The sequence below is a fragment of the Bacillus mycoides genome (assembly GCF_001757995.1).
Lineage (GTDB): Bacteria > Bacillota > Bacilli > Bacillales > Bacillaceae_G > Bacillus_A > Bacillus_A mycoides_B.
The window spans coordinates 108,770-121,670 of sequence record NZ_LXLV01000057.1; the positions used below are offsets into that span (position 1 = coordinate 108,770).

A 12,901-nucleotide genomic window follows, 5' to 3' on the forward strand; every position below is an offset into this window, starting at 1 on the left:
TGTTTGAAAAAAGGATAAAGAGGCCACTCTGCCTCCGTCTCCCTTATCCCTATCTACTATTCACATTCATACCGGTAAATCTCCTTACCATATCCTCTATCAATTAATAAAATTTCATTTGGATACAATGTCTTATGCTCCATTCCCACTTCTTCCTCTGTAATAAACATTCCATCAATAATCATCCCAACTACTTGCGATTCTTTCGCTACAAATATAGATTTCGATCCTTTTTTCGCTATTAATGTTACAGATTGCACCGTCTTTCTTTCTGCTCGGAATGGAATGCCAAAATAGTGCTTCCACCATTTATTTTTAAGTAACTCTGGTTCAGATTGATAAAGCCAATCTTTCGCTACTTCTTGATCCCATTCGTAATATAGTAATGCTTTCCGATGAAATCTCGGACGAACAATCCATCCTAAAATAATAATTCCTACTATTAAAAGTAATAAAGTGATAGGAATTACAAATTTAAAAATGAGCGCATACTTCTCAAAAAACGGCGCATTTTCAATGTGAAGTACAATCTTTTTCTTTACTTCTTGTAATTTTGAATCATTGATCGTGATGGTAGCCTCTACGGTGCCGGTATCTGTAAAATTGAATGTGTCGGAGTAATAAGGTCGAGGATAAACATAAACTTGACTACCATGCTGTTTTAATTCGTAGTTGATCGATTGATTCGATGTGACACCAGTAGATTTTAATAGTTTCTTTACAGCCTCTTCTGTCATCGGTTTACCATCTAACTGCGGCTGTAAAATAAATGGTTTACTATTTTCTAAATTTGTTACCTTTTCTTCATAATCTTTCGTAACAACTTGAAGTGATAATTTTGGTTTTTCAGCTGGTTCAATCTTGAATTCTTTCGTCTGTCTATAAAATCCCTTTATATTCATATGGACTTTCCCGCGTACTAACTCTTTACCAACTTTTGTCTCGTAATAAAACACATGTCTTTTATCATCCCACTTCATCGGATACTGCTTTCCGTCTATTTCTACTTCTGCTTCAAAATAAGAAGTTTGAATTGGTAATTCAGTAGGTTTCGCTTCAATAACAGCTGTCACATCTTCATACATTTTCTCAACATTTTTTCTGTCTTTATCATCTTTGTCATACGTAGAAACAGTATAATTAAGCGCTGGTTCAACAAGTACTTGTAATCCCTCTTTCTCAATGTCCTGATCCACTTCTATCGTATATGTCCCTGGCTTAATCACTTCCTGATTCGCTGTACTTACATGCACTATATTTCCGAATAATTTAGCTTCTCCTGGTGCATGTATGGAAAAAGAAGACTGCAATTGTAACGGTTTGGAAAGTTGCATAACTTTATAATTAGACAAAGAAGGTGATTGTCGTACAAGTGTCATACGCTTTAATGGAAACGGTGTTGTAATCTCTACTTTTTTTCCTATTATTTTCGTTTTAACAATCGATTCAACAGAAGAAAATGGATCACGATTAGCAACTAATGCTGCCACTTGATTCACACTTTGTACAATACCATCCTCACCGCTAGACGGCATGACAACTCCATTCATTTCTTTTTTCCAAATCTCTTTAAACGTATTTAACTGCTCTTTTTCTTGCTGCCCTAAATCCTCTTCCATCGTGATTAAGACTGGGTGTAACGAGATCTTTTTAGAATCCATTTCTTTCTTAAACTGTGCTAACTTCTGTGTAATTTGCTCTTTTCCGCCAACCTTATCTTTCTCCAAATCATTAAATGCCCCGTCAGTTAATACAATAAGCCAAAATTCACGTTTCCCATCTATATCTGCTTCCTTTTTTATAGATTGCATCGCCGTTTCTACTGCGCTAAATGGCGTATTTAAATATGTTTTCCACGCGCCGATTCCATCAATTTCTGTTTGCCTTTGATCCTTTGTTAACGAAATGTTTAACGGATCATTTGGCTTACTCATTGGAACGTAAGAAAATTTATCTTTCTCATCTAATAGCGCAACTAAACTTTGCAAGGCGTAATTAGCATACTTCCAGCGATCGTTATTTCTCATGCTGCCCGAATCATCATATACAAGTGAAACGACCCTTTCCTTTGCCTCCTCTCCTTTTGCCAAAACTGAAAAAGGTAAACATATAAATAGAAACAAAATGAACGTGGCACAAATTCGAATTTTCATGATGAGGCTTCGCCACCTTTGTAGACAAATTCCTATGTTTAAATTTATGAGAGGAAACAAGATATATGACTTGTATTTTAGGACAACAGTTCACAACAATTACATTATGTAAACAAAAATGAACTACTCCCATATTTTATTTCGAGTTTTTTCCTTATTATATATCTGAAATAACGCATAGCTTTCATACTTTTCCCGCTATAAATTCCACCATTAAAGTTTGATTTTCTTTTCAATACAAAAAATAAAGAGCGCGCTATAATTAGCGCACTCTTTATTTCTTCACATACACTTCAACAATCGGATTTTCCTTTTGATCTGCATGTAAACGTATATTCTCTTCACTTGTATTGTAAATACTAGCTAACAGCATAACAGTTAGTAAGTTAGGTATCTTCGCATCGCTTCCATATTTTCTTTCAAGCGCCTCCTTATATTCAAAATCCAAATCTCCTTGCACATATGTATACACTTCAAAACCATCTTTCAAATTACATACGACCGTATCAATAATATCCGCCCCTACTTGTTTCTTTATTTCCCCCCGCAATGCTTCAATAAATTCTTCCCAAGGAACTTCGTACGTCTGAAATTGGTCTGTAGATTTCATTTCTCTTCCTCCTCATTATGTATCCTATTCATATATTTCCCCTTTCGTATAACAATTATGATAGATAGGTCATTCGTACAAGCCGCACTTGTCCTGCTTACATATCGTATTACGGTAATACGGAAGGAGGAAAGAACATGCATAGAAAAAGATGTTATGATACATGCCAACGTTATTTCGGTAAAGTTGTTCGAATTGAAGATCGTGATGGTCGCATTCACTTAGGCAAAATAATCGATGTAACAAACGATTCTGTTTGGATTGAACCAATGCAACAGCGCTCATCTTTTGATACAGGATTCGGATACCATGACGCATATTCAAACGGCGGATGTGATATTTGCGGTGGTATTAGCAGATGTGATAACTGTGGATTTGGATGCGGTGGTGGATTCAGTGGTGGATTTAGTGGCTGTGGGTGCGGTGGTCGTGGGTGCAATAGTTGTGGCGGCTGGGGCGTTGAACTCGGATTTGGTTTTATTTTTGGAATTACTTTGGCTGCATTATTTTTCATCTAACATAGTAAAGAGTTGACTATCTTTAGCCAACTCTTTTTCTCTATTTTTCACATATAAAAATCCGATGCCCTAAAATATGTTGATACATAAGCAGTACTTGTTCGTGTTGTACCCACGCCTCATACAATTCTTCTGGAACAAACGGTGATACATTCCACTCCGGCTCTTCCATATGTCCTGCAACTGTTTCTGCAATTGTACCGCCGCCCGCAATTGTAATTCTTTTAAAGTTTGCTTTTTGAAATAAATGAATCCACTCATTCTCAGTTAATAATTCTTTCATGCCATATAACTGTCCAATCTTTTCTTCCTCTATCTTCTCAATATGTTTTTCGGTAATCATTTCAATGACAACAAGCTTTCCATCCCGCTGTAATACACGATAACACTCCGAGATAACCTTTTCTTTATTTGTAAAAGCGAGTATAGATTCTCCAAGTACAAGCTCAAATGAATCATTTAAACACGGTAATCCTTCTACATCTCCTTGAATCAATTGTATATTTAAACCATCAAACAACCATCTATCTTTCGCTTTTTGAATCATAATTTCATTCTTTTCAACCGCTGTCACTTTATAACCCAATTCTTTTGTCATATACGCCGCAGTTTTCCCCGTGCCGCAACCTATCTCAAGGACACTAGCTCCATGTCTAAGTGGCAATTGAGATAATAATTGCTTTGTTAACGTAAAACCACCAGGATGAGCACTCCCTATTCCGTAATAAGCTAGAAAATCGATGTATGTGTTTCGTTTCATGGAATTCTCCCTTTTTTATTTTATATATTCCAGGAAGAGAGAAAAGTGCATAAAAAAAAAGGGCGCATCGCGCGCCCTCTCTCTTACTTATCTTCAGAAATATATGCCCACTTGTAGCTGTAATCCCCACCAACTGGATGGTGAATAATACCTTTTACTTTCGCTCTTTGAACAAGAGCATCACCACGTTGATATAATGGTGCAATTACAGCATCTTCAAGTAACATTTTCTCAGCTTTCAGTAAGCTATCCCAACGCTCTTTCGTTTTCGTTAATAGCTCGCCTTTACCTTTTTCTACAATTTCATCATACTTAGGATTTGAATATCCAGTTTGATTATGAGGTCCATTTGTAACGAACATATCAATGAATGTCATTGGATCTAAGTAGTCAGGTCCCCAACCAGCGTAAGATAAATCATAATCTAGATCTGATTCTAATTTTAATTTTTGTTTAAACGGCTGGTTTTTCAAATTCACTGTTAAGCCTGGTAAGTTTTTCTCAAGTTCTCCTTTTAAGAACTCCCCTACTTTTTTCGCATTATCGCTATCATAGTTTAATAGCTCTACAGTTACTTGTTCTTTTCCAAGCTCTTTTTTCGCTTTTTCCCAATGCTCTTTTGCTTTTTTCACATCTGTTTTTAAAATATCTCCGTTATCTTTACGGAAGTCTTTTCCATCTGGACTCTTCGCAAATTCTTTTGGTACTAAGTAATCTGCAGGTGTAGATCCGTCATTTAAAATAACGTTCGTTAAGCCTTTTTTATCATACGCCATCGCAATCGCTAAACGTAAATCTTTGCTCTTTAACACTGTATCTTGACCAACACGTTTTTGGTTTAAACGTAAGAAGAATGTTGACGGTGTTTTTTGTGTAAAGAAGTCTGGATTTGATTTATATTTGTCAACCATTTCAGATGCAAGTGCTGCTCGATCGATTTGTCCACTTTCATATAAGTTGACACGTGTACCGCTATCTTTTACTACGTTAAAGTTGATTTCATCTAACTTAACTGTTTTATTATCCCAGTATTGTGCATTTTTCTTTAATTTCCAACCTTCTTCATGTTTCCAGTCTGTTAATGTAAATGGTCCGTTGTATAACGTTGTATCTGATTCTAAACCGTATTTTTCTCCTTTTTCTTTTACGAATTTTTCATTTAACGGATAGAATGTTCCGAATGAAGTTAATTCTACAAAGTAAGGAACTGGATTTTCTAATTCTACCTCTAATGTGTAGTCATCTACAGCTTTTACACCTAACGTATCAAGTGGTGCTTTCCCATCATTAATTGCTTTTGCGTTCTTTAAATCAAACATAATGTATGCATATTCCGCTGCTGTATTTTTATCTACCGCACGTTTCCAAGCAAACACGAAATCTTTCGCTGTTACAGGGTCTCCATTTGACCATTTTGCATTTTTATTTAATGTAAATGTATACTTTTTACCATCATCACTCTTTTTATATGATTCAGCAACCCCTGGTGTTGCTTTATTATCTTTATCAAGTCGATATAAACCTTCCATTACGTTGTTTAAAGCAAGAAACGATACTTGGTCTGTCGCTTTTGCTGAATCCATAGATGGAATCTCTTGGCTCTCTGTTAAATTAAGTACTTGCTTTGCAGCTAATTTTCCGCCTTCTTTTTCGCCACTTTTCGGCGTTGTGCTTGCCTTATCTTTATCCCCTGATCCAGAGCAAGCTGTTAATGCCATACTCATTACTAGAACTGGTGCTACAACCGCTGTTAATTTTGTCATCTTTTTTCTCTTCATTTTTTTGTACCCTCCCCAATTATATGTACGATATTAACATTTAGAGATTCTCTATTAACTTTCGTTATCAGAAAATTCTTATTAATTAATATTCTACTATTTTTTTCGGTTTTGTAAAGTATTTTTGTAAATTTTCTAAATATTTATTTTTTTATTATAGTAACTTGTGGTTTTAACTACTATATGAATTATCCCCCGTCTACTATATGTAAACATATCCCCTCTTATTCTCCTCTATTGCTAAGTTCTATATTTTTCTTATAAAAATGAAATCTCTAACTATCTTATTGAATCCCTTCTACTATTCCTACAGTAGAATTTTAAAAGTGACCTCAAAATTCCCATGCCCCTTATTCTCCTATCCATACAAAAAAAGCATTTCAAAAGCATATTGGCCGCTTTTGAAATGCTGCATGTTATTTCTTTCCGCCATCCTCAGTTACATACGCCCACTTAAAGCTATATTCTGGACTAATGTTATGTTTAACGATTCCTTTTACATTTGGCTTCATTACGTACGCTCTTCCTGTTTGATATAAAGGAACTAATCCTGCATCTTCTTCAAGGAATAATTTCTCTGCTTTTCCTAACGTTTCCCAACGTTTCTTCGGATCAGACAGTAATTCATTACCTGCTTTTTTAACCATTTCATCGTATTTCGGGTTTGAATAACCCATTTGGTTATATGGGCTCTTCGAGTCAAACATATCAATAAATGTCATTGGATCCGAATAATCTGGGCTCCAACCTGCAAACGAAACTTCATAATCTTGCGCTGACTCTAATTTTAATTTTTGTTTAAATGGCTGGATTTTCGTGGTAACTGTTACACCTTTTAAGTTTTTCTCAATTTGATCTTTAAAATAATCAGCAATCTTTTTCGCAGTTCCATCATCATAGCTTAGTAATTCAATTGTAACTTGATCTTTTCCAAGTTCCTTTTTCGCTTCTTCCCAAGCTGCTGCGCCTTTTTTCGTATCATATTTCAGACCATTTTTAAATGTATCTTGATAATCTTTACCATCCGGTCCTGTCGCAAGCCCTTTTGGAACCAATTGATCCGTTGCTTTTGATCCATTATTTAATATAACGTTTGCTAAACCTTTTTTATCAATTGATAATGCGATTGCTTCACGAAGTTTTTTGCTCTTTAACGGTGTATCTTGTCCGTTACGCTTTTGATTTAAACGTAAGAAGAACGTACTTGCTTCTGAATACTCACCATATTCATCTTTGTTCGATTTATATTTATCTACAAATTCTCCTGACAGTAATGTAAAGTCAATCGATCCTGTATCATATAAATTTACTTTTGTAGCCACTTCTTTTACAACGCTGTAATTAATTTCTTCTAATTTCACAGTCTTATTATCCCAATACTTATCATTTTTCTTCAGCTGCCAACCTTGTTCATGTTTCCACGATGCCATTACAAATGGCCCGTTATACAATGTTGTATCTGCTTCTAAACCGAATTTCTCTCCTTTTTCTTTTACGAACTTTTCATTTAAAGGATAATATGACGGGAATGCTAATAAATTTAAGAAGTACGGTACCGGTTTTTCTAATTCTACTTCTAGCGTGTAATCATCTACCGCCTTCGCTCCTAATTCAGTTCCAGGTTTTTCACCTTTATTAATCGCTTCTGCATTTTTAATATAGTAGGCAATAAACGCATATTCTGCCGCTGTGTTTTTATCAAGTAAGCGCTGCCATCCGTATACGAAATCTTTCGCTGTTACAGGATCTCCATTTGACCATTTCGCATCTTTACGCAGTTTAAACGTATATTTTTTACCATCTTCGCTTTTCGTACTTGATTCTGCAGCAGCCGGAATAGGCTTATTATCTTTATCAAGACGATATAATCCTTCCATTGTGTTCCCTAAAATTTGTGCCCCTAACGTATCAGTAGATTTAGAAGTGTCCATCGTCGGAATTTCTTGGTTTTCCGTACGATTTAATACTTGCTTCGCTGCATATTTAATATCAGATTTTTTTTCTTCCCCACTATTAGATGTAGTACTCGTTTTCTTTTCCCCACCTGATCCAGAGCACGCTGTCAATGCAACACTCATTGCTAAAACTGGTACTACAACCGCTGTTAACTTTTTCATCTTTTTTCTCTTCATTTTTGTACCCTCCCTAATTATATGTACATTACCAACCCTTGAGAGACCCCTTGCTAACAATTAATTTTCTGAAAATTATAACTAATATTATTCTACTCTTTTTTTCGCGTTTGTAAATAGTTTTATTTTAAATATTCTGATTTTTACTTTCGTAATTTAGTATAATTTATCCCCCATCTACTATATGTACATACTATACGCCTTATTCTTCTCTATTTAACTGCACTAAAAATTAGTATTTTAAGCTCACTAAAAAAAGCATTTCAAAGTAGCTAAGCTACTTTAAAATGCTTTTTTAACTCTATTATTTTTCAGTCACGTATGCCCACTTAAAGCTAAATTCTGGACTGATATTGTGTTTTACTACACCTTTTACACTTGGTTGTAAAACATAAGAATCTCCACGTTGATATAAAGGTACAATCGCTACATCTTCTTCAAGTAATGTTTTTTCAGCTTTTCCTAACTCTTCCCAACGTTTCTTTGCATCGCTCATTAATTCCGTTCCAGCTTTTTTCACCATGCCGTCATATTTAGGGTCAGAGAAGCTCATTTGGTTATGAGAATGTCCAGTCTCAAACATATCTAAGAACGTCATTGGATCTGCATAATCTGGATTCCAACCACCGTATGAAATATCATATTGTTGCTCAGATTCTAATTTTAGTTTTTGCTTAAATGGTTGAAGTTTAATGTTAACTGTTACACCTTTTAAGTTCTTCTCAATTTGGTCCTTAATATATTCTCCAACTTTTTTCGCATTACCAGTATCATAGTTTAAGAATTCAATTGTAACTTGGTCTTTACCTAGCTCTTTTTTCGCTTCTTCCCAAGCTGCAGCAGCTTTTTTAGCATTTGGTTTTAAACCATTTTTAAACGTTTCTTGGAAGTCTTTACCGTCTGGTCCAGTTGCTAAACCTTTTGGTACTAAGAAGTCAGCTTCTTTTGATCCATCATTTAAAATTACGTTTGCTAAATTCTTTTTATCAACTGATAGTGCAATTGCTTCACGTAACTTTTTACTCTTTAATGGTGTATCTTGTCCATCACGTTTTTGGTTCATACGAATGAAATACGTACTCACTTGTGAATATGTTCCGAATTCATCTTTCTTATTTCTGTATTTATCTACGAACTCTCCAGTTAATAAAGCAAAGTCAACTTGACCGCTATCATATAAATTGATAAGAGTTGCTGGTTCTTTAACAACACTGAAGTTAACTTCTTCAAGTTTTACAGTCTTTTTATCCCAATATTGATCATTTTTCTTTAATTGCCATCCTTGTTCATGCTTCCAATCTTTAAGAACGAACGGTCCATTATAAACTGTTGTATCAGACTCTATACCGAACTTCTCCCCTTTTTCTTTTACGAATTTTTCATTTAATGGGTAGTACGATGGGAATGCTACTAAGTTTAAGAAGTACGGTACCGCTTGCTCTAATTCAACTTCAAGCGTAAGATCATCTACCGCTTTCACTCCTAATTCAGCTACAGGTTTTTCACCTTTATTAACCACTTCTGCATTTTTAATTGGGAATGCGATAAATGCATACTCAGCAGCTGTTTTTGGATCTAATAGACGTTGCCAAGCATATACGAAATCTTTCGCCGTTACTGGATCTCCATTTGACCATTTTGCATCTTTACGTAGTTTAAATGTATATTTTTTACCATCTTCACTTTTCGTGCTAGATTCTGCTGCAGCTGGAATAGGCTTATTATCCTTATCCAGACGATATAATCCTTCCATCGTATTCCCTAGCATTTGTGAAGATACTGTATCTGTTGATTTAGAAGAATCCATCGTTGGAATCTCTTGGTTTACTGTTCGATTCAACACTTGTTTTGCCGCTAATTTTCCCTCTGACTTGCTATCTCCACTTGAGTTTGTGCTTGTCTTTTTATCTCCGCCTGATGTAGAACATGCTGTTAATGCCATGCTCATTGCTAAAACCGGTACTACAACTGCTGTTAGTTTTTTCATTTTTTTCTTTTTCATTTTCTGTACCCTCCCTAATTCTAAACGATATCTATTTAAGAATTTTCTGATAATTCTGTTTTTCTTTATATATTTATCAGACGATTCTTACTACTTCTTATTCTACTAATTTTTTAAAATTTGTAAAGTATTATTATTGAAAATTTTTAAAAAATTATTTTCTTACAGTAATATTCATAAAAATTCCATATAGTTTTTCAACAACGTTTTTTATCGTTACATATACACTAATTTAATAGTGTTAATTATATTTTCTAATAAACAGACTGTAGATTATCGTTAATAAATAATGTATATTTTTAGAAACCTCTTTCCTACAAAAACAAAAAAAGCCCACTAATTAAGTGGACTTTCTAATTTACAACGGTAAATCCCTCTTCCTAAACACTACAATTGCTACTATGAAGATACAAAGCGCTCCAGCGGTTAAACCTATACTTACTGGCCATATATTATATGTTCCTTCAGCAATTTCTTTCGGACGAAACAATGTAAACAAGGATGTATTTCTCATCCATTCTAACTTATCACTTAATTTACCTACCATATCTAATACGAAAAATAAGATTGTTAAACTTGCTGAGTAGCTAAGTGCCTTTCTTTCATCATTACATATACAAGAAAAGAAAAATGAATAGGCACTAACTACTAAAAATATAAGCCCGCCGACTACATTTATCTTCAGGAATAATTCTTTATTTAAATTATTATCTTTTAAAAACCATTCTGCACCTAATATACCAGCTACATAAGTAACAATTACAATAATTAGTAGTCCCAATATGAGAACGGTAGCTTGTGTAATTGCAATTTTCACCCTTGATACAGGTGTTGCTAATAAATATGCCATCGCCCCTTTATCTACATGACGAGCAATTAAATGCGTTGCAACCGTGACACAAAAAATTGTTAAAATGATAATAAATAATAGACTATAATATTCACCGGCTAAAAAATCCATTACATTTTGAATCGGACTTTCCATACCAACAATTTTTTTCACACTATCAGGCATCGCACTTATTAATTCATTTAACCCTTTCGCTGATACCATCGATGGGAATATCCAAATTAATAACCACAAATATAGAGCCGCACCAGTCGCATAACTCAAAATACTTTTTTGAGTTTCTTTCAAACTAGCTAAAAATAATTGTTTATTCATGCTTTACCCCTTCTTTCTTATCGTAATAATGCATAAATAAATGTTCTAAATCCATTGCTCTCGTTTGCAGTGCCTTTACGTTATAGTTTGAAAGGATTTGTAAAACTGTTTGATAATTTCCTTGTACAATAATAGATGCCTCTCTACCTTTCACCGCTTCAAATTGCAAATTACATTGTGTAAGAGACTCGATCTCTTCTTGCGATGATACTGTTACATCTATTACCTGCCGTCTCATTCCTTGTAAATCATGAATATTTTCAACCGTTACAAGGCGACCATCTTTAATAATTGCTACTCTGTCACAAGTTCTCTCAATCTCAGTGAAAATGTGTGATGACATAAGGATTGTTTTCCCTCTTTGCTTTTCCTCTAATATTAAATCTATAAACACTTGCTGCATAAGTGGATCAAGTCCTGATGTTGGTTCATCTAAAATTAACACTTCTGGATCATGCATGAATGCAGCGACAATCCCTACTTTTTGTTTCATTCCTTTAGACATTTTTCGAATTGGTGTTTTCACATCGAATTGCAGACGCTCTATCAAGTCATCACGTCTCTTCGTTTCCTTTAGCCCACGCATTCCTTGCATCAACTTTAAAAAATCTAATCCGTTCATTCCTTCAATAAAAGAAATTTCTCCTGGTAAATAACCAACTTCTCTTTGAATTTTCGCAGCATCTTCCCAACAATCTAATCCGAAAATTGTTGCTTTACCAGCCGTCGGTTTTATAAATCCCATTAAATTACGAATCATTGTTGATTTCCCAGCACCATTTGGTCCTAAGTAGCCAAAAACTTCTCCTTCTTTCACTTCAAATGTAATATCAAACAAGCCTTTTCCATTTGAAAACTGTTTTGTAACATTTTGAACTGAAATCATAAACCCACCTCATTTTTTGAAATATTTAACATGTGATATTTCAAAATTATTGTACTCCTCATCTTTCATATTCGCAACAACTTTTTGAAATATTTATATGTCCATATTTCAAAAATATTGTTTTCAATTATTTTTTCTTGTATATTTTAAATGAGGTGATTGTATTGAACGGCTTTGAAAAAGTGAAAGAAAAGAAAAAACGTGCCATTAAAGATGCGGCCTTTAAATTATTTTCAGAACGTGGATTTAATGAAGTGAAAATAGAACATATTGCAAAAAAAGCAAACGTTTCTCAAGTTACAATTTATAATCATTTCGGAAGTAAAGATGCGTTATTTAGGGAACTTATACAAGAATTTATAATATCTGAATTTCAATATTATAAAGAGCTTGCAGAAGAAAAATTACCTTTTCATGATATGATGCAAAAAATGATTGTAAGAAAAATGAATACTGGTGGGTTATTTCAGCCTGATATGTTACTACAAATGATGCAAAGAGACGCAGCGCTCCGAGAATTTATTTATAGTTATCAAAACGAAAAAATCTTGCCTTGGTATTTAGAAATATTAGAACAAGCACAGCGCAAAAATGAAATTAATCCACACCTTTCAAAAGAAATGATGTTACTTTACATTCAAATGTTCACTAAATTAGGTGATGATTTCGGGGCACAGCTTCTTGAAGGTGATCGAGAAAAACATATACAAGATATCGTTACGATGTTTTTTTATGGACTTTCTGTTCCGCAAAAATAAAAAAAGACACAGAATTGATATTATCCCCTTAAGGTAGACAGTGTAAAAAGACCATGAATACACATGGATGTTACACTTTTACTTGGAGGGGATTTTATTATGGTTAAAAAAGGGGATAAATTTCAAACTTATTCAGATA

Annotated in this window: 10 protein-coding genes; 2 read left to right on the forward strand and 8 right to left on the reverse strand. The window is 34.2% G+C overall.

What is annotated here, in order from left to right:
- Positions 1–56: 56 nt before the first annotated feature.
- Together BWGOE10_RS17660 and BWGOE10_RS17665 are read right to left on the reverse strand one after the other, a co-directional pair.
- Positions 57–2,153, reverse strand: a complete 2,097-nt coding sequence (locus BWGOE10_RS17660) for a vWA domain-containing protein (RefSeq protein ID WP_070144344.1) — start codon at positions 2,151–2,153, stop codon at positions 57–59.
- Positions 2,154–2,427: 274 nt separating this feature from the next.
- Entirely contained in the window at positions 2,428–2,763 is a 336-nt protein-coding gene (locus BWGOE10_RS17665) for a hypothetical protein (protein WP_070144345.1), read from the reverse strand.
- Between the two features lie 137 nt (positions 2,764–2,900).
- On the opposite strand from BWGOE10_RS17665, the gene BWGOE10_RS17670 reads away from it, so the two are divergent.
- Entirely contained in the window at positions 2,901–3,281 is a 381-nt protein-coding gene (locus BWGOE10_RS17670) for a hypothetical protein (RefSeq protein WP_070144346.1), read from the forward strand.
- A gap of 40 nt (positions 3,282–3,321) precedes the next feature.
- Here the strand turns inward: BWGOE10_RS17670 and BWGOE10_RS17675 are convergent, their stop codons facing one another.
- From BWGOE10_RS17675 to BWGOE10_RS17700, 6 genes are all read right to left on the reverse strand, one after another.
- Positions 3,322–4,041, reverse strand: coding sequence for a class I SAM-dependent methyltransferase (locus tag BWGOE10_RS17675; protein WP_070144347.1), 720 nt, complete (start codon positions 4,039–4,041; stop codon positions 3,322–3,324).
- An 83-nt stretch (positions 4,042–4,124) separates the two neighbouring features.
- Complete coding sequence (locus BWGOE10_RS17680; RefSeq protein WP_070144348.1) at positions 4,125–5,819, reverse strand: peptide ABC transporter substrate-binding protein; 1,695 nt, start codon at positions 5,817–5,819, stop codon at positions 4,125–4,127.
- Positions 5,820–6,235: 416 nt separating this feature from the next.
- Positions 6,236–7,951, reverse strand: a complete 1,716-nt coding sequence (locus BWGOE10_RS17685) for a peptide ABC transporter substrate-binding protein (RefSeq protein ID WP_070144349.1) — start codon at positions 7,949–7,951, stop codon at positions 6,236–6,238.
- A gap of 304 nt (positions 7,952–8,255) precedes the next feature.
- A complete protein-coding gene (locus tag BWGOE10_RS17690) occupies positions 8,256–9,953 on the reverse strand; it encodes a peptide ABC transporter substrate-binding protein (protein ID WP_070144350.1) in 1,698 nt (565 codons plus the stop codon).
- Between the two features lie 358 nt (positions 9,954–10,311).
- The gene (locus tag BWGOE10_RS17695; protein WP_070144351.1) at positions 10,312–11,118 is read right to left on the reverse strand and encodes an ABC transporter permease subunit; all 807 of its coding nucleotides are present in this window, start codon (positions 11,116–11,118) and stop codon (positions 10,312–10,314) included.
- Positions 11,111–12,004 carry an ABC transporter ATP-binding protein gene (locus BWGOE10_RS17700; protein ID WP_070144352.1) on the reverse strand — a complete coding sequence of 298 codons (894 nt, stop codon included), beginning with the start codon at positions 12,002–12,004 and terminating at the stop codon, positions 11,111–11,113. The genes BWGOE10_RS17695 and BWGOE10_RS17700 overlap by 8 nt, the downstream gene beginning before the upstream one ends.
- 164 nt (positions 12,005–12,168) lie before the next feature.
- Here BWGOE10_RS17700 and BWGOE10_RS17705 point away from each other — a divergent pair, with 164 nt between their 5' ends.
- Complete coding sequence (locus tag BWGOE10_RS17705) at positions 12,169–12,762, forward strand: TetR/AcrR family transcriptional regulator (RefSeq protein ID WP_070144353.1); 594 nt, start codon at positions 12,169–12,171, stop codon at positions 12,760–12,762.
- Positions 12,763–12,901 lie beyond the last annotated feature (139 nt).

Excerpts from the sequence above, each read along its gene's own strand:
- BWGOE10_RS17675 (WP_070144347.1), bottom strand. The coding sequence starts at position 4,041 with ATGAAACGAAACACATACATCGATTTTCTAGCTTATTACGGAATAGGG.
- BWGOE10_RS17700 (WP_070144352.1), bottom strand. The coding sequence starts at position 12,004 with ATGATTTCAGTTCAAAATGTTACAAAACAGTTTTCAAATGGAAAAGGC.
- BWGOE10_RS17685 (WP_070144349.1), bottom strand. The coding sequence starts at position 7,951 with ATGAAGAGAAAAAAGATGAAAAAGTTAACAGCGGTTGTAGTACCAGTT.
- BWGOE10_RS17680 (WP_070144348.1), bottom strand. The coding sequence starts at position 5,819 with ATGAAGAGAAAAAAGATGACAAAATTAACAGCGGTTGTAGCACCAGTT.
- BWGOE10_RS17690 (WP_070144350.1), bottom strand. The coding sequence starts at position 9,953 with ATGAAAAAGAAAAAAATGAAAAAACTAACAGCAGTTGTAGTACCGGTT.
- BWGOE10_RS17660 (WP_070144344.1), bottom strand. The coding sequence starts at position 2,153 with ATGAAAATTCGAATTTGTGCCACGTTCATTTTGTTTCTATTTATATGT.
- BWGOE10_RS17670 (WP_070144346.1), top strand. The coding sequence starts at position 2,901 with ATGCATAGAAAAAGATGTTATGATACATGCCAACGTTATTTCGGTAAA.
- BWGOE10_RS17665 (WP_070144345.1), bottom strand. The coding sequence starts at position 2,763 with ATGAAATCTACAGACCAATTTCAGACGTACGAAGTTCCTTGGGAAGAA.
- BWGOE10_RS17695 (WP_070144351.1), bottom strand. The coding sequence starts at position 11,118 with ATGAATAAACAATTATTTTTAGCTAGTTTGAAAGAAACTCAAAAAAGT.